Raw genomic sequence first — 18432 nt, forward strand, 5'->3', positions numbered from 1 at the left:
ATTAAATTATGGAAAGGTATTTTTTCCTAACTTTCTTCCAATCAACTCCTGTAATCCCATAAGGAGCTACTAAAAGCGTTATTATCATCATAATTAATGAAATGACCTTTCCATAAACTAAAAATCCAGTTCCAAATGCCAGTGATAAATAATAAGTTATTAAACTCTCAGATATTCCAATGATATAGCCCCCAATTAAAGCTCCACTTATATGCCTCAATCCTCCAACAATACTTGCAGCAAATATTGAAATTATAATTAAATCTCCAGTAGCCGGAACAATTTCCTGCATGAATGGTAAAAGTCCTCCAGCAACTCCTGCCAAAGCTCCAGAAAGAATCCATGAAAACAACCTTGTTCTCTCTACATTAATTCCCATTGTTTGAGCTAAGGAAGGATTTTCCATTGAAGCTCTTAAAGCAATACCAAACTTCGTTTTATATAATAAGATGTAAAGCCCAATCAATAATATTACAATAACCAGTGTTGAAACAAACAGAATTCCTTTAAGCCCAAATATTGTAAAATCCAGATTTGCAAAAACGAATTTTGCCTGGGTGGAGCCAACAATCACACTTAATATTTCAGAATATGCCCCAATAATTCCCAACAATACTAAATCAATTGCCAATGTAGCAATCATCAAAATCTCTACTGAAGCTTCCCTCTTTATCAACGGTTTTAAAGCCAAATAAGTTATTAGACCAACTATCGCTCCAACTATAAACAGAACTGGCAGGGAAAGATAAGGGCTTATATCAAACAACTTTAACATGGTTAAAGCCACATAACTTCCAACTATTGCATAACTACCCTGAGCAAAATTTGGAACATTTGTTGTTATATAAGTTAAAGTTAATCCTAAAGCCAATAAAACCAAAAGGTTGGAATATATAATCGCCCCTTCTAAAATCATAACTATCACCAATCTTTAAATTATGTTAAATGGCAGTTATTCCCAATGAATACTCCTTAAATTTCTCATGATTCAATAACTCTTCAGCGGTTCCTTCAAAAGCCACTCTACCACTAACAAACATATAACCATTATCGCTAATTTCTAAAGCTCTTTTAGCATTTTGCTCAACTAATAAAATTGTTAAGCCAAATTTATCTCTCATCTCAACGATTTTTCCAAAAATCACTTCTGCAAGTTTTGGAGATAGCTGAGCTGTCGGCTCATCTAACATTAAAACCTCCGCATCCCTAACCAATGCCATTCCCATAGCTAAGAACTGTCTCTACCCTCCGCTTAACGTTCCAGCCTTTCTCTTTAAAATATCCTTAAGCTCCGGGAATACATTTAAAGCTATCTCAATCCTTTCTTTAACTTTATCTTTATCTAACACATAGCCGGCGATCTTTAAGTTTTCTTCAACAGTTAAATTAGTGAATACGTTGTTTGTTTGTGGCAAATAAGCTATTCTCATCCTCGCTTTTTGATATGGAGGAACTTTTGCTATATCCCTATCTTTAAAGATAATCTCTCCAGAGTATATCTTTGTTAGACCAAACAGAGTTTTTAGAAATGTGGATTTTCCACTCCCATTTGGTCCTACAACAGTTGTAATCTTTCCCTTTTCTATTTTTGCATTTACATCAAATAAAATTTGTAATTTTCCATAACCAGCGTTCAAGTTTTTTACTTTTATCATAACTACTCACCAATGTAAATTTCTACAACCTTTGGATCTGATAAAACCTTTTCAATCTCCTCTCCTCTACCTTCAGCAATAATCTTCCCATTGAACATAACATACAGATGATCTATATAATTTAAAACGATATCCAGCCTGTGTTCAATAATTAGAAAAGTTATTCCCTTATCTTTCAATTCAAGGACGTGGTTAAATATATCGTGAGCTAAACCAGGAGCTACCCCAGCTATAGGTTCATCCATAACAATGAGCTTTGGATTTGTCATCAAAGCCCTTCCAATCTCTACAAGCTTCATCTGACCTCCACTAAGCTCTCCAGCCTTTCTATCATAAAGATGAGATAATTTTAAAAAATCCAATATTTTAAAAGCCTTTTCGACCATCTCTTCTTCTTTTGGAATCCATTTTTTGTATAAAAGGGCGTTTAAAGGTTTTTCTCCTGGGTTAATCTCCCCTATTAACAAATTTTCAAGAACAGTCATTTCCTTTAATGGTTGTGGTGTTTGAAACGTTCTAACAATTCCGTGATGGTAGAGCTCAGCTGGTTCTTTATTTGTTATATCCTTATTTTCAAAATAAACCTTCCCTTCATCTGCTTTCAAAAATCCTGTAATCACATTTATCAACGTAGATTTTCCACTCCCATTTGGCCCAATAATTAAGGTAACATCTCCTTTATTCACACTTATTGACACCCTATCTAAAGCTTTAAATTCACCAAAATACTTCACAATGCCCTCTGTCTTCAAAATTTCCATTTTATCCCTCAAAAATAAATATAAACAGAACAAAAAATTAGATATTGAAACATGACAGCCATATTAAAAATTCAAAAAGAAGTATATAAATCTTTTGAATATCGAATTATTCATTAATCCAATTAACTTTTTTAGTTGTTGAGTCCCAAATTCCTGCTAACTTCCAACCCTCTTCTGTTACAACATAAATTCCATAGTTTCCACTTACCCTATCGTTCCATTCATTTAATTTTATGTAACCTGTTACTGGAGTAATGCCAAATTGCCCTTCTGAATATTTAATTGCGTTTTCTTTTATCTTCTTAGCCAATATATCAGCATTGTATTTTCCACCAGTTTCATTTAACATCTCAACATATGAGATAGCCCCAACCCAGAATGCATCATAGGCGTTTAATGCATATTGATCTGGCTCTCCAAGTCCTCTCTTCTTAAATTCTTCTTTTATCTTTTCTGCCTCTTCAGTTTCTGATTTGAACATTGTTGAATAGAACTTAACCTTTATAGCTTTCTCTTTAACTTCTTCCAAGATCTTTTCACTGTTTGCAGTTCCATCACATCCAATCCATACATGAGCTAATAACGGTGAATCATCCTTTATTTGAGCTAATAGAGTAGCAGCTTCTTCATAACCAATAAATATTATCCCGGTATCTGCTCCTTTTCCAGCAATTTTATCTGTTGCAGTTTGGATGATTGGGCTCCAATCTCCGATGTTAGGGTCGTAAGGGATTTCATCAATAACATTTATTCTATTAGCTTTTAATTTTTTGACAGTTGCTTTTTCTAATCCATCTCCCCAAGCATCCTTTCTATATATAACAATAACGTTCTTTAAACCAAGTTCTTTAGCGACATCTCCAATAGCGTTTCCTTGGAAGTCATCTGTTGGTGTGAATCTGAAGATGTATTTTTTCTCTTCTGGTGTAGTGCATCCAATTATTTCTGGTGGTGCAGTTGAAGCTGATGATATAATTACAAGTTTGTTTGAATTTACGAAGTTTTTAGCATTCTTAACTTCTGCACTTGACCTTGGACCTAAGTAAAAGTTTATACCTTGGGCGTGAAGAGCTTGCATTTTATCTAAACAAACCTTTGGGTCTGATTTTGTATCTTCGACGTAGATCTTAACTCTGTAAGGTATTCCTCTCTCTTCAAAGTATTTATTTATCTTTTCTTCACCAATTTCACAAACAATTTTCTTGTTAAGCCCATAACTTGCTAAGCTACCTGATAAGTCTGTTAAAACTCCAACTTTGATAACATTTTCCTCTTCCTGCTTTTGAGTGCATCCTGATAAAAATACTCCTGATATGAGAATAGCCCCTAATAGTAGAGCAATGACCTTTCTAATAATCCCACCCCATAGACTTATAACCGTCCACTTTTTATGAATTAAACAATATTTAAGTTTTTCGAGATTGTTTGAAGAAAAATTATCATATTAATTTAATAGAAAGTAATAAATTATAAAAACTAATGAATATTTAACAAGCTTTTACATTAAGTTGTTAATGACAACCAATTTTTATGCTAATTAAAACAATTCATCAAAAAACAGACAGGGAGAGAATGATAATATTAAAAGCCGATTATAAAAAATACAACGTTTCTGAATTGGAGAATATTAGGGTGGACGAAGAAGAATTTTATGGGACGTTTTATAATGCGATATTGCTGCAAACATGCAACAGAGTTGAGATAATCTTCGATGCAGATAAATTAGAAGATATTAAAGGAATTGAAAACATAAAACTAGAGAAGTTTGATATATTAGTTGGGGATGAAGCTATAGAGCATTTATTTAGGGTTGCATGCGGTTTAGAGTCGATGATCGTTGGGGAAGACCAGATACTTGGACAGTTAAAAAATGCCTATCTAAAAGCTAAAGAGAAAGGGAAAATATCAAAAAAATTGGAGAAAATTATTTTAAAGGCAATACATACTGGGCAGAGGGCGAGGGTTGAAACGAAAATTAATGAAGGAGGGGTTTCAATTGGTTCTGCTGCAGTTGAATTGGCCGAGAAGGTTTTTGGATTGGAAGGAAAAAACGTCCTCCTTATCGGAGCTGGAGAAATGGCTAATTTGGTTATAAAGGCATTAAAAGAGAAGAATATTAAGGCGATTATTGTAGCAAATAGAACGTATGAAAAAGCTGAAAGATTAGCTAAAGAGCTTGGAGGCATAGCTGTAAAATTTGATAAATTGGAAGAGGCTTTAAGATATGCAGATATAGTTATCTCAGCAACGGGAGCTCCACATCCGATTTTAACTAAAGAGAGACTAAAAAATGCTGGAAAAACATTTATAATAGATATAGCAAACCCAAGAGACACAACAGATGATATTAAAGAACTTCCAGGTGTTTTTTTATTTACAATTGATGATTTGAGATTGGTAGCTGAAGAAAATTTAAAAAAGAGGAAAAAGGAGATTCCAAAGGTTGAGAAAATTATTTACGAAGAGTTGGAAAATCTAAAAGAACTCCTTGATAAAATGAAGTTGGAGGTTGCAGTCAAAGAGCTTGGGCAATATATTGAAAATATAAGAAAGAGGGAAGTTGAAAAAGCTTTAAAAATATTGAAGAATAAAAATAAACCTGCTGAAGAAGTTTTAGATGATTTCTCAAAGGCTTTATGTAAAAAGATAATATACGATATGATAAAGATATTTGAAAATGTGGAGAGTAGAGAGTTTTTTGAGTGTTTAGCAAAAGAGTTTAAAAAACATGGAAACAACAATTAAATAGTATTTAGCTTTTTTATCCACTCAATATTGCCTTTCAAAACAGCCCTTGCAACTGATATAAAATCAGCGTATTTTAACATTTCTTTAGCTTTTTCCAAAGAATCAACTGAGTTATTTCCAATTATTATTTTATCTTTAAACTCCTCTGCTAAAATTTTTAATGAGTTTAAATCGGCATAAGGTTTTCCAGGATAAAAGCAATCAACATGCAATCCATCAAAGTAATCTCTAACGTAGTTTAAATTATTTATCAACTCCTCTATTGGTATATAATTCAACCTTATCTTTAAAAATACTGGCTTATTTATCCCTCTCATTTTATATAAAAATTCTTTTAGAAGGTTTTTGTTTTTCATTAACTCCTGCCCTATGCCTAATGAAGTTATCTCCTGCTGCCTACAATGGCAGTTAAGCTCTATTATATCAGCATGTTTCGCAATAACCAATAATTTGTCGTAAGCTTCATCTATATTAACAAATCTAACATTAACTGAAACTAAAGCTCCACTTTCCCTTGCTTTTTTTATTTGCTCAACTATATAGTTGTTAAATTCGTCTAAATTTATGGAAAATTCCTTTCTCCCTCTTTTCTCTATATCTTTACTAGCTTTATGAGTTAAGGTATCCAAATTATAGCCACCAATTGTAACAATGGCAAACAGATCTTTAAATTTTTTGCAGAAATCTCCATCCGTAATGCCTGCCATTGGAGCTAAGACAACTTTTTTATCCAATTTATCTAATTTGCTAATTTTCAATGTTCAATCACCTTTGCAATCCATACAATCTACCAGTTGATACATTTTGCCCTAAAAAGTCATCCTGCTTTAAAGTACATACATTTTTATCAACCAACTTCCCCCTAATTTTTTCTAAACCAATATCTGCTAAGTTTGAAGCATCTTCAGCAGTTCTTCCAATCCCTATCCCAGCCTTAAGCTCTATATTGTACTTTTCATTGATTCTGTTGAAAATATCTAAGAAATCTTCTTCACTCATTCCATTTGATGGAGACATAAAATTATCTCCACCTATGAAAAACAATAAAGCATTATGTTTTAAAAGCTCCTCCATCAAAGCCAATTTAATCTTATTTACATTTAAATAAGTGTCATAAGCACTTACAATGTCAGTAAGAGTTCCAGTGATGTTATTTATATCTATATGGGCAATTTGAACGTAGCCATCAACAACTAACTCATTGGCAACATCTAAAACCTCTTTTCTATTTTCATCTTGAGCACTTCCATGCTCTTGGAGAGTTTCAGTAGCTAATTTTTGAGCTTCATAAGGTGTTTCAGCTGAAGCAATAGCCATACTAACTGTAAATGGATATCTATTCCTTATACCCTCCTGAATTCTTTTGTGGGTGATTAAATCAATGCCGTTTGTTATAGCTATCAAGTTGTCAAATCTTGTGTAAAACACCAGCCCCTTGTGAGCTCCAAACATTAGGTTTAAATCACCATACAACCTGCTCTGCAGAGCTTGTAAATCACTTTCTCTTCTTGGATTTGGTGTAACCGTCCATGGTCCGTAATTGTCTATTTGAATTACTGTTATTTGGATCATCTTCCCATCTCTTCTATAATTTATCTAATTGTGGTAGCAATTAATTAGCTTAATGTTAGTTTTATTTATTATTATTCATTAAAAAGTTTGTGTATGGGGCATTTAAGATTTTAATTATTCTACTGATATAGCCTGATCTGGACATTGTAATATGCAGAGACTACATTTTGTACATTTTTCAGCATTTACTGGAATTGGCGGATAAACTCCTCTTTTATTCAATTTTTTTGATTTTTCAAATACTCCCCTTGGACATACAACAATACAGATATCGCATCCCTTGCAGAAGTTTTCATTTATCTCTATTTTCATTTCTATCCCTCCTTTAATCTTAGCATTTAAAGATTAAAATTTAACTTTTAATAACTAATTAAATTATTTATTTTTTACTGAATACTTTGAGCACGAAGCGTTAATAAATTTTAAATATATTGCAATTATTAATAATTAAATATTTGACAATACTTGGATAACTCTTGAGGTGAGGTTATGGAAATCAAACATAAAATACCAATTTTATTATTGGTTTTGTATATTATTCTTGGGGTGTATGTTCAATACAATGGGATATCACAGTTTAAATCCCTACCTTCTCCGTTATACGGTGGAGATTACTATTACCAGATGGGTGTTATTTGGCATATAAGAGAGGGAGGTAATCCTTTGGAAAGTTCTTCAATGCTTGGAGGTATGCCTGGTTACCTTCCAGTTTATGGTTATCTATGTGCCAAATTTTGTGATTTGTTTAATTTAGACACAATGAAGGGGATGTTTTATTTTTCATTAGTTATATTTGTTGTAGCAAGTGTAATATGGTTTTATTTGTTTAGAGTATTATTTAAAGATGATTGGATTGCTCTAATTGGAGTCGTCTTAGCAAATGGGATAAATGCGTATCCAATATTGAAATACACCCCATTCACTCATCAGATTATGATTCCATTGTTTATCCTTGCTTTATATTTGGCATTTAAAGAGAGGAAAATTATTTATTATGCCTTGTTAGGTTTAATTTATGGTTTATTGACTTTATCTCACATGGTGGCATTTGTTGGAGCAACTTTGATAATATTAACATTCCTTATTTATGAGATTTATAAAAATAAGGATGATATATTGAGTTATTTAAAAGAAAATGTAAAAAATTGGGGAATTTTTGGAGTTGTTGCATTGCCTATATTAATGCTCTATTGGTATAAGCCGATATTTATTTATCATCTACATAGACCTTATGATAGGTTGCATATGGATGTTATTGACTTTGGAAGGTTAGATGTGCAAATAAGTTTTTTAATTGAGATGATAAAAACATATTTATTGAATTTCAGCTCTATTGGGGGGTTTATAAATACTATATTGGTATGGATGGGACTATACGCATTTTATAATTCAAAAGAAGATGCATTAAAAGAATTTATAAAAGTGTTTGGAATTGGTTCAATATTTGCCACATTTTGTTATTTTATAACTGAACCATTGTTAAAAATGCATTTTGTCCCAACTTATATGCATAATTTTTATTTATGGGCTACTGCAATAATTATTGGATTGTATGGTTTGAATTATATAATGGAGAGGTACAACTTAAATGAGTTAAATAAAAAAGTTGTAATATTTGGTTTATTATTCATTGTATTATTTGCAAACTCTACCTACGCATTTGTTAATTATGTAAATAATGATAGATGGGCAAATGTTGGAAAACATCCAATGCCTGAAATGTATGTATCTTTACAACATTATTTGTTAAAAAATACTGATGTAAATGATGTAATTTTATCAACAAAGGAGTTAAGCTTTGCTATAAACTCTATAAGTGGAAGGAAGGTTATGGTTAATAGATGGGCTCACCAAAACGACCCTTACATCAACTTACCTCAGAGGGATATGGACGCGGCAATAATTTTGTATGGGAATGATACAAAGAAAAAATTGGAGTTAATAAAAAAATATAATGTATCTTATTTGTATTGGGATTATTATTGGATTAATTCAGAGTTTCAATTTGATAAATATGGTAGGTTGGTGGGAATGTACGACCCTTTAATGACCTATGACACAGAGGAAAATAGGAGGTATTTGGATAAATATGGAGTGAAATACATTCCAATGTATTTTTGGGTTGACCCTTCTACAAGGTATGATAATGTTAGAAAGTTCCACATACTTGTAATTTCACCACAAAACTATTATAACTTTACAAATCCATGGAAGCCAGATTTAAATAAATATCTGGTAGAGGTTTGGAATTATACATACAATGGAAAGAAAATAGCCGCTCTATATAAGATAAATATCAAATAATTTTTTGGTGTTAGTAATGGATATTGATAAAATCAGAATAATTGACTATTATATTGGAATTCCTATAATTCAATTTCTTAGATTATTTAAGATTAAAAAAAAGGAATTAAAAAATAAACCAAAAAAAATTTTACTTATAAAATTTTTTGGTATTGGCAATTTAGTAATGTCTTCCCCAGTTTTTTATCATATAAAAAATAAATATCCAAATGCAGAAATACACTACTTAACATTAAAAAACAATGAGGATGTTTTAAAGTGTTATAAAAAATATGTTGATAAGATTAAATACATTGACATAAAAGACAACATTATTTTAGCTACTTTAAAATTAATCAATGACTTGAGAAAAGAAAACTATGATGTTATCATAGATTTAGACCAATTTTCGAGATATTCGGCAATAATTTCCTTCCTAATAAATAAAAACTTTTCGATAGGATTCAAAACAAGAGGAGCTTATAGGCATTATCTTTATGACCATATAATTGAATATATGGGTAATAAGCATATAGTTGAAGAATTTTTAGATTTACTTGAACCTTTAGGTATAAAACCAAATAAAAATATAAAATTAATCCCATTAGAAACAGACAATACTTCAAAAAAGAAAGTAGATGAATTTTTAACTAAACATGGATTCATTGATAAGAAAATCATCGGGATACACACTGGCACAAGTGAAAATGCCCCACAAAGAAAATGGCCTTATTTTAAGGAGTTAATAGAAAAAATATTATTAGAAACTGATTGCTATATTGTTTTAACTGCTGGACCAAAAGAATATAGTGAATGTGATAATTTAATAAATTCTTTAAATGTTGATGAAAAATATAAAGAAAGAATTATAGTATCAAAAGGGATATCCTTAAAAGAATTACCAGAGTTAATTAAAAGATTTGTTTTATATATAAGTAATGACACGGGACCTTTGCACATAGCTGCAGCACAGGGTGTTTTTGTGATTGGACTTTATGGACCTAACACTCCGAAACTTTACGGACCATATACAAAAAATTGTTATGTCTTTTACAAAAATCTTCCATGTTCTCCATGCATAACTAACTTTAATAATAAAAAGACCACATGTAAAAATCCAATTTGTATGAAAAAAATTAGTGTAGATGAAGTATTTAATAAGATTTTGGAGTATTTAAAATAGAATTTATTTTATTTTCAAAATTGATATGTTATTTTTGTTATACATTATTTCAAAGTATCCTTTATTTTTGAAAAAAGTTCTATTTATTTTTATATTCTTTGATATGAATATATGACTTATATTGTTTTCTTTGCAAAAATTAATAAATTTTTCATAATCTCCACGCCAAGTATAGTTAATTATTTCCTCTGCTGTAATATTATTGAATTTATTGCCATTTCCCTAGCAAAAAACACATTTATTATTTGTGAATATTGGGATAAACTGCCCACTATCTTGACCAAAATTTAAAAATATCTTGTTAGATATGTTATTTTCATTTATAAAATTAAATGCATCTATTTCATCATCCCCCACTAAATAAAATCTCCAATAGAATTTTGGATGATAGGAATAAGTTGTATAAGCATTACTTAATAAAGTAATAATAATTGTAGTAACGATAAGTTTTCTTTTTGTGGGAATTATTTTGCCTATGTAATATAAACCACAACCATAAAATACAGGCATTAAAATCTGAAAATTATAGATCCATCTTATAGAATTATATAACGCAGAGAAAAATGGTATTTTAAAACCAATAAGTTGATTGTTTAATAACCAAAGTATCATAAGCAAAATATAAAATACAAAATATCCTTTTTTGTTTTTTATTAAAAAAATCGTTCCAAAAATAAATAATACTATATATAAAGTCATAGCTAACAGACGTTTCATAAATAGAATAAATGGAATCTGATGACTAAATAATAAACCTATAGCTACAGTAGTAGAGCAACATGTCCCTATGCCGTCTAATATTGAGATAATAACATCGTATATAGTATAGGGATGTATATTATGTATGACATAGGAAGTATTGGAGTATGATATCACACTATTAATAAATTTAGGATATATGATTATAAAGGAGCAAAGTATTGGAATGGTGAAAAATTTAATATGGTTTAATATATCTCCATATTTTTTATACATAACATCCCACAACATTAATGAAGCTAAAAACAAAGTTAGCATTAAAAATGGAAAAGTATGTGTAAATATTAAGCTAAATACTCCAAAACTAAATAAGTAAAGGTAAATGTTATTTTTTGTGCTTTTGTATCTCAATAAAAATGCAATCAATATTAAAAATATGCAATATCCCAATGTATTTGGATATATTGCCTTTAATAATATTCTATAAAACTCATAGTTTAATGGGACAAATAAAGCAGTATAAATTCCAGTCCCTTCTTTTATGCTCTCCCCTATGTAATAGTGAGAAAGAACAAACAACATTACCATAAAAATCTCTATAAAATATATAGTGTTTGGTATATCTCTAACATTAGAAGCTAAGAAATATGTAAAGGAGTGAAATCCCGAGGGATATGCCCAATATCTCATGTATTCTTGATTTTTATAAAATATGGTTTTCTCTAAAATTATCGCCTTTATTTTAAACATGTGATATTGAGAATCCCATTTTTCACAGGGGTATTTTGGAAATAATGAGTATGCAACAAATAACGAGCATATTAGTATTGAAATTATGGCGATAAATTTCCATTTTAGTTTAAAATTTTGTATTTTAAATAAATTTAAATTTAAGAATGAATTTTGTTTTATTCGCTGGATTATAAATAAAAACAACAATGTGATAACATATAAAATTTTATACATTGGAATTCCAACAAAAGACAATAAATAGGAAATACTAATTATGTAAAACACTGAGAGGAATAGTGTGGTGATAACTTTTTCTTCCCCTTTTAATGGATTTAGTAAATAAATTAGTAATAAAATTACAATAAACAGGAATATTTCCATAATAATCACCAAAAATTTATATAATAAAAATAATAACCAATAGAAATAAAGAAATGTAATGTGGAACAATGTTAAACTTACCATATTTAATCTTAGGCATAATTTGCGGAACTATAACCGGCTTATTCCCAGGCATTCATCCAAATAACATTGTTGCATTATCTTTTTTAATTTTGCCTTATTTTGGAGTAAATAATTATGTTCCATTTTTAATTGGTTTAGTTATTGCTCACTACTTTATAAATTTTATTCCATCTGCTTTTTTAGGAGTTCCAGATGATGAAACTGCTGTTTCCGTTCTACCAATGCATAAATTAACTTTAAGTGGAAATGGTTATGAGGCAGTTGTATTGGCAGGATTTGGCAGTTATTTAGGAGTTGTTTTTTCAATAATCATAAGTTTATTTTTAATATCAATTTTGCATTTTGATGTTAAAGCATTTTACTGCCATATTAAAATATTTATCCCGTTTATTTTAATTGCTTTTGTTTTATATCAAATTTTTACATCAAAATCAATTTGGGAGGTTTTAGTTATATTTCTATCAGGAATTTTTGGAATTGCAGTTTTATATTGCAGTGAGGCATTTAATATAACTTTGACAGCAATGTTTACTGGAATGTTTGGAATTCCACTGCTTATAAACAACCTAAAAACTTACAAAATAAAAAATCAAATAATAACCTTCCCTAATTTTGAGTTAAAGTTTTTAGAATCATCATTTTTTGCATCTGTGGCTGGGTTTTTTAGAATATTTTTGCCTGGAATAAGTGGAGCTCAGTTAAACTACATTCTAAGTAAAATTTTAAGTGAAAGAGATTTAAAAAACTTTATTGTTTCTCAGGGAGCTATTATTTTATCTAATGAAATTTTTTCCCTATTGGCAGTTATTTTTATTGGAACAGGGAGGAGCGGGGTTGCCAAAGCAATACAATATTTAAATGTTAATATTGATTTAACTTATACGATTTTTTATATTTTATTGGCTTCAACAGTATCTTTAATTGTTTTGTTAAAGTTATCTAAATATATCCTCATTTTTATTAGAAAGGTTAATTTTAAGATTTTATCAATGTTTTTCATTGTTTTTTGCACAGTTATTATAATAATAGGAAGTTATAACAACTATTTAACTTATCATCTCGTTGTTTATTTAACTTCGATTTGTATTGGGCTTTTAGCATTAAAAAGTAAATCAAATCTATCAAATATGATGAACGTCTTAATATTCCCAACAATATTGTATTTTTTAAGGGGATAAGATGAATTTAAAAGGGCAGTTGTTAAATAAAAGGACGATAATTTCATTCATTATCTCGTTTGGGATAATTTTATACATCCTTTTAAAAATAGATTTAAATAAATTAATTATAATTTTAAAAAATGCAAATATTTTTTATTATTTTCTTGCAATAACCATGTTTTATCTTTCAATATTAATTAAAAGCTACCGTTGGAAAATTTTCCTAAAAAATATTAATATTAATCTAAATTTAAAAAATGCATTTGTAATATACTATTTATCCATGTTTGTGAATTCTTTGGTTCCAGCCAAATTAGGAGATGTTTATAGGGGTTATTTATTAAAAAAGAAGACAAATAAATCAATATCATTAGGATTTGGGACTGTTTTTATTGAGAGAGTTTTTGATTTAGTAGCTATGATTATTTTATTGTTTATATCTGCCTATATTTCATTTAAATCAAAAATTCCAAGGGAAATAATCTACTCAATGAAATGGGGAGTTGTTGTTATATTAATTTTAATCTTACTAATCTTTATCTTCATAATATTAAATAACAAAATAAATTTAAAAAATGAAAGATTGGAAAGAATATTAATGAATTTTGAAAAAGGTTTAAAGGCAATACAAATAAATACCCTCCCTCTGATAATTATTTTATCATTTATTGGATGGTTTATTGAGGGTTTAACCATTTATTTTATATTTCTATCGTTGAATTTAAATTTAGATGTATTATTTGGCGTCTTTTCTGATTTAGCATCTTCATTATTAACAGCAATTCCAATAACGCCCTCTGGGTTGGGAATTGTGGAGTATGCCTTAATTTACATATTAAAATTAAAAGGTTTAGATTATAATAGTAGTTTCGCGGTTCTTATTCTATATCGTTCAATATCGTATCTTTCAATCGTTTTATTTGGAGCGATAATGTTTTATATCGTTGAGGGAAATGTTCTAAAAGAATCTAAAAATAGGAAATCCTAAATTAAATTACATTTTTAAAAACACAATAAAAACATAAATACCTAATTATATTACCAATAAAACAATAAAGGAATATAATTGGTGATAGGATGAAGCTAACATTTGATTTAGATGGGAAGATTATATTTAGCAAAGAATTAGATGATGAGGCAAAAAAAGCAGTAGAGGAGATTTTAAAAAACGCAGATAGTATTTTTTTAAGGGGAGTTCCAAAAGGCAAAGAAGATGAGGCATCAAAAATAAAAAGTTATGAGTTTGAAGGCAACACTTTAAAATTAAAGATTGTCTCTGGAACTTACACAAGAGCCCACGAAGGTTTAATTAGATTAAGAAAGCCATTAGCTGAAAAATTGGGGAGGAATTTTAGGATTGGAGTTAGAGGGATTGAGATAAACAATTATGTAATAACAATTGAAACAGATGAAGATAAAGCTAAAAAATTAGATGGCATTAAAGTTCCAGAGTGTGAGGCAAAAGTTGAAGGAAACAAAATTATATTGGCATTTAAGAATATTGGGGAGGGTGAATTAAAGAGGAATATTATTGATAGGGCAATAAAATTTGTAAAAATGGAATTGGAGAAGGAAGAAGAGGACTTAACATTCAAAGTTTGTAAAATACCTCCCGGGACAGTAGTTAGCGAATACAAAGCAAAGAGAAAGATAACGTTTGACAAAGACCCAACAGATGTGGCTGAAAAACTTGGATGGGTTAAAAAATTTCCTGGAAGAGGGCAATGGTTTTATACTCCACCAATTACTGCCTTGTTTAGAGCTTTGGAAGAGTTGATAGTTGAAGAGGTTGTTAAAAAGATTGGATTTCAAGAGTGCTTATTCCCAAAGCTCATTCCATTGGAGATTATGTATAAGATGAGATACTTGGAGGGATTACCAGAGGGAATGTATTATGTTTGCCCACCAAAGAGAGAGCCAGAGTTATTTAAAGAGTTTGTAAATGAGATGATGATTAAAAAAGAAATTCCAATTGAAAAATTAAAAAATTTGTTAAGGGAGCCAAGTTATGTTTTAGCCCCAGCCCAATGTGAGCCGTTCTATCAATTCTTTGAAGGGGAGGTTATAGATGTTGATAGACCGGTTATGTTCTTTGATAGAAGTGGATGGACATACAGATGGGAAGGAGGGGGAGCGAGAGGTTTAGATAGAGTTAATGAGTTTTTAAGGGTAGAGTGTGTTTGGATTGGAAGCCCAGAGTTTGTTGAAGAAACAAGGGACAAAACATTAAAATATGCTGAAAAGTTAGCTCAAAAACTTGATTTAGAGTATTGGGTTGAGGTTGGAGATGACCCATTTTATTTGGAGGGAAGGAAGAAGGAAGATAGAGGAATTGAATTCCCAGAAGTTCCAAAGTATGAGATGAGGTTGTGGCTACCACATATAAAAGATGAAAGGAAAGGGGTTGCTGTTACATCAGCAAATGTGCATGGAACACACTTCGTTGAAGGATTTAGAATTAAGGACTATAAAGGAAGAAAGGTTTGGACTGGTTGCACTGGATATGGAATAACAAGGTGGGTTGTTGGTTATTTAGCTCAATATGGGTTTGATTTTGATGACTGGCATCCAATAATAAAGAAAAAAATTGAGAAGTTGCCAGAAGTTCCTCAATTAATAACTTGGCCTAAGAAGGATGAATAAATTTTCTTTAATTTTTTTAACCCTTTGGTGATAATATGAGATTTTATGATAGGGAGAAAGAACTTAACTATTTAAAAACCTATGTCCAATTAGAACCAAACTCTATTTTATTCGTTTATGGTCCTAAGTCATCTGGTAAAACAACAGTAATGCTTAGGGTTATTGAAGAATTATCCAATAATGATGATTTAGTATTTTTCTATTATGATTTGAGGAGGTATGCTACTCCAACAAAAGAAGAGTTTTTAAATATATTTTTTGAAAAAGGAGATAAAAAATACTTATTAAACAAATTAGAAATTAACTTAAAGATATTTAAGTTTGGTGTTGAGGAGAAGTTTGATTTTAATAATATAAAGTTAAATGACGTATTTGATAGGATTTATGAAGGAATTGAAGCAGTTATTAAAGATAATAAAAAGCCAGTTTTAGTTATAGACGAATTACAAAAATTAAAAAATATTTACTTCAACGAAGGAAAATCTTTATTAAATGAATTATTCAACCTCTTTGTTCATCTAACCAAAGTAAGACATTTCTGCCATGTAATTTGTTTAACTTCTGATACTTTATTTATTGAAGAAATATACAAAAACTCAACATTAAAAAATGCTTCTGAGTATTATTTAATTGACTGGTTAAGTAAGGAAACTATAAAAAATATTTTAAAAGAGGAAGGATTTAGTGAGGAGGAAATAAGTTATTGTTTAAATTATTTATCCTTACCTTATGAAATCTCCCAACTGATAAATAATAAAAAACTTGGCTTGTCAGATGAAGAGACCATAAAAAAATGGGTTAATGTTGAAGCAGATGGGTTGAGGTTTTTAATAGCAAATATGCCAGATGATTTAGATGAAAATAAAATATATGAAATTTTAATTAAATTTAGAGATAAGATTAAAGTCAATGACTATGAGATTATTAAGAGGGAGTTAATAAAAGAATTTAAGTTTTTAGTAGAAAATGAAATATTATTTTATGACGTAATAAATGGAATAATAAAACCCACATCCATTATAGAATGGCATGCCATAAAAGAGATTTTAGATAATAGGTGATTTAATGATAATTAAAAGAATAAAAATGGATGTTTCCCCATTGGATGTTTATGAGCAAATTAGAGGGGAAAATACCTTCTTATTAGAATCAGCCGAAGGGGTTCCAAAGGTTGCGAGATATTCAATCTTAGGAAAGGCGGAAGGGAAAGTAATATTTAAAAAAAATGAGCTAAAAGTCGAAAGCTTTACAGAATTTGGAGATAAAGCCAAAGATTTAGAAGGGAAATATGAATGTCCATTAGATGCTTTAAGAGAAGTTAGAAATGAATATCTTAAATATATTGATATATCCAATATTCAACCAATACCAAGATTTAAAGGAGGTTTAGTAGGATATTTAAGTTATGATATTATTAGATACTGGATTGACTTGTCAAATATCTACCCAAAACCAATAAATGATTTAAAATTTCCAGATGCAGAGTTTTTTATTGTTAAGGACTTTATATCATTTGATTTAAAGGAAAAGATTATTAATTTAATAGCTGAAAGTAAGGAGAAAATTAAAGAATTTGAAGAAATCATTAGGACAGCAAAGATAAAGAAAAATGAAAAAGAAAGAAAAAATAATAATGTGAATTTTAACAAGGATTCAAAAATAAAATCCAACATGAGCAAGGAGGAGTTTATTGAGGCAGTTAAAAAAGCTAAGGAGTATATTTTTGCTGGGGACATTTTCCAAGTGGTTTTATCAAGAAGAATTGAGATTGACTTAGATAATTTAGACAAATTAGAAATTTACAAAAAGGTTAGGGAAATAAATCCCTCTCCATATATGTATTATTTAGATTTTGGAGAGAGGAAGATTATTGGCTCATCACCAGAGATTTTGGTTAGAACTGATTATATAAACAATAAAAAGATGGTTATAACAAGACCCATAGCTGGAACAATTAGGAGGGGTAAAACAGAAGAAGAAGATAAAGAGTTGGAGAGAAAGCTATTAAGTGATGAAAAAGAGAGAGCTGAGCACGTTATGCTTGTAGATTTGGCAAGAAATGATATTGGAAAGATATCAAAGTTTGGAACTGTTGAAGTTACCGACTTTATGACAATAGAAAAATACTCCCATGTTCAACATATAGTAAGTAATGTCGTTGGGGAGTTAAAAGATAATTACGATTCGTTCTTAGCTGTAAAAGCCACATTTCCAGCTGGAACTTTGAGTGGGGCTCCAAAGGTTAGGGCGATGGAGATTATTGAAGAGTTGGAAAAAACTTGGAGAGGACCTTATGGCGGGGGAGTTGGCTATTTTGGATGGGATGATTTAATGGATTTAGCTATAACTATCAGAACATTTGTAATTAAAAAGAATAAGGGGTATATACAAGTTGGTGCTGGAATAGTGGCTGATTCAATCCCAGAAAATGAATGGGAAGAGACGGAGAGGAAAGGAATGGCTAATGTTAAGACGATTGAGAGTTTGGTTAGGAAAATTTAAAAACAATTTATATTAAAAATATTTAAATA

15 protein-coding genes and 1 pseudogene are annotated in these 18432 nt (G+C 29.8%); 8 read left to right on the forward strand and 8 right to left on the reverse strand.

Annotated features, from left to right (window positions below):
- Nucleotide 1: 1 nt before the first annotated feature.
- The 4 genes and pseudogenes from MEFER_RS02480 to MEFER_RS02495 all read right to left on the reverse strand — a co-directional run bounded on the left by MEFER_RS02480 (nt 2) and on the right by MEFER_RS02495 (nt 3770).
- Entirely contained in the window at nt 2-916 is a 915-nt protein-coding gene (locus MEFER_RS02480; RefSeq protein WP_015791054.1) for a branched-chain amino acid ABC transporter permease, read from the reverse strand.
- Nucleotides 917-941: 25 nt separating this feature from the next.
- Nucleotides 942-1655: pseudogene (locus MEFER_RS02485) on the reverse strand (branched-chain amino acid ABC transporter ATP-binding protein).
- Nucleotides 1656-1657: 2 nt separating this feature from the next.
- Nucleotides 1658-2416 carry an ABC transporter ATP-binding protein gene (locus MEFER_RS02490; RefSeq protein WP_015791055.1) on the reverse strand — a complete coding sequence of 253 codons (759 nt, stop codon included), beginning with the start codon at nt 2414-2416 and terminating at the stop codon, nt 1658-1660.
- A gap of 106 nt (nt 2417-2522) precedes the next feature.
- Entirely contained in the window at nt 2523-3770 is a 1248-nt protein-coding gene (locus MEFER_RS02495) for an ABC transporter substrate-binding protein (protein ID WP_048056294.1), read from the reverse strand.
- A 218-nt stretch (nt 3771-3988) separates the two neighbouring features.
- Between MEFER_RS02495 and hemA the strand changes: the two genes are divergently transcribed.
- The gene (hemA, locus tag MEFER_RS02500; protein WP_015791056.1) at nt 3989-5161 is read left to right on the forward strand and encodes a glutamyl-tRNA reductase; all 1173 of its coding nucleotides are present in this window, start codon (nt 3989-3991) and stop codon (nt 5159-5161) included.
- Here hemA and MEFER_RS02505 read toward each other — a convergent pair.
- The 3 genes from MEFER_RS02505 to MEFER_RS02515 form a co-directional block, all read right to left on the reverse strand.
- Nucleotides 5158-5871 carry an MJ0144 family RNA dihydrouridine synthase-like protein gene (locus MEFER_RS02505; RefSeq protein ID WP_048056409.1) on the reverse strand — a complete coding sequence of 238 codons (714 nt, stop codon included), beginning with the start codon at nt 5869-5871 and terminating at the stop codon, nt 5158-5160. The two genes, hemA and MEFER_RS02505, sit on opposite strands and share 4 nt — an antisense overlap.
- A gap of 58 nt (nt 5872-5929) precedes the next feature.
- The gene (locus MEFER_RS02510; RefSeq protein WP_015791058.1) at nt 5930-6736 is read right to left on the reverse strand and encodes a GTP cyclohydrolase III; all 807 of its coding nucleotides are present in this window, start codon (nt 6734-6736) and stop codon (nt 5930-5932) included.
- A 114-nt stretch (nt 6737-6850) separates the two neighbouring features.
- The gene (locus MEFER_RS02515) at nt 6851-7048 is read right to left on the reverse strand and encodes a 4Fe-4S dicluster domain-containing protein (RefSeq protein ID WP_015791059.1); all 198 of its coding nucleotides are present in this window, start codon (nt 7046-7048) and stop codon (nt 6851-6853) included.
- A gap of 177 nt (nt 7049-7225) precedes the next feature.
- Between MEFER_RS02515 and MEFER_RS02520 the strand changes: the two genes are divergently transcribed.
- Together MEFER_RS02520 and MEFER_RS02525 are read left to right on the forward strand one after the other, a co-directional pair.
- Nucleotides 7226-9040, forward strand: a complete 1815-nt coding sequence (locus tag MEFER_RS02520; RefSeq protein ID WP_015791060.1) for a glycosyltransferase family 39 protein — start codon at nt 7226-7228, stop codon at nt 9038-9040.
- Nucleotides 9041-9056: 16 nt separating this feature from the next.
- The gene (locus tag MEFER_RS02525; protein ID WP_015791061.1) at nt 9057-10202 is read left to right on the forward strand and encodes a glycosyltransferase family 9 protein; all 1146 of its coding nucleotides are present in this window, start codon (nt 9057-9059) and stop codon (nt 10200-10202) included.
- A 222-nt stretch (nt 10203-10424) separates the two neighbouring features.
- On the opposite strand, the gene MEFER_RS02530 is transcribed toward MEFER_RS02525, so the two are convergent.
- Nucleotides 10425-12014, reverse strand: a complete 1590-nt coding sequence (locus MEFER_RS02530) for a DUF6541 family protein (protein WP_015791062.1) — start codon at nt 12012-12014, stop codon at nt 10425-10427.
- Nucleotides 12015-12082: 68 nt separating this feature from the next.
- Between MEFER_RS02530 and MEFER_RS02535 the strand changes: the two genes are divergently transcribed.
- The 5 genes from MEFER_RS02535 to trpE all read left to right on the forward strand — a co-directional run bounded on the left by MEFER_RS02535 (nt 12083) and on the right by trpE (nt 18403).
- A complete protein-coding gene (locus MEFER_RS02535) occupies nt 12083-13276 on the forward strand; it encodes a tripartite tricarboxylate transporter permease (protein WP_015791063.1) in 1194 nt (397 codons plus the stop codon).
- 1 nt (nt 13277) lies between these two features.
- Nucleotides 13278-14246, forward strand: a complete 969-nt coding sequence (locus MEFER_RS02540) for a flippase-like domain-containing protein (RefSeq protein WP_015791064.1) — start codon at nt 13278-13280, stop codon at nt 14244-14246.
- An 89-nt stretch (nt 14247-14335) separates the two neighbouring features.
- A complete protein-coding gene (gene serS, locus MEFER_RS02545) occupies nt 14336-15901 on the forward strand; it encodes a serine--tRNA ligase (protein ID WP_015791065.1) in 1566 nt (521 codons plus the stop codon).
- 35 nt (nt 15902-15936) lie between these two features.
- Nucleotides 15937-16962, forward strand: a complete 1026-nt coding sequence (locus tag MEFER_RS02550; RefSeq protein WP_015791066.1) for an ATP-binding protein — start codon at nt 15937-15939, stop codon at nt 16960-16962.
- A gap of 4 nt (nt 16963-16966) precedes the next feature.
- Nucleotides 16967-18403 carry an anthranilate synthase component I gene (gene trpE, locus MEFER_RS02555; RefSeq protein ID WP_015791067.1) on the forward strand — a complete coding sequence of 479 codons (1437 nt, stop codon included), beginning with the start codon at nt 16967-16969 and terminating at the stop codon, nt 18401-18403.
- Nucleotides 18404-18432 lie beyond the last annotated feature (29 nt).

Origin of the sequence: Methanocaldococcus fervens AG86 (assembly GCF_000023985.1) — an archaeon.
Lineage (GTDB): Archaea > AGJL01 > Methanococci > Methanococcales > Methanocaldococcaceae > Methanocaldococcus > Methanocaldococcus fervens.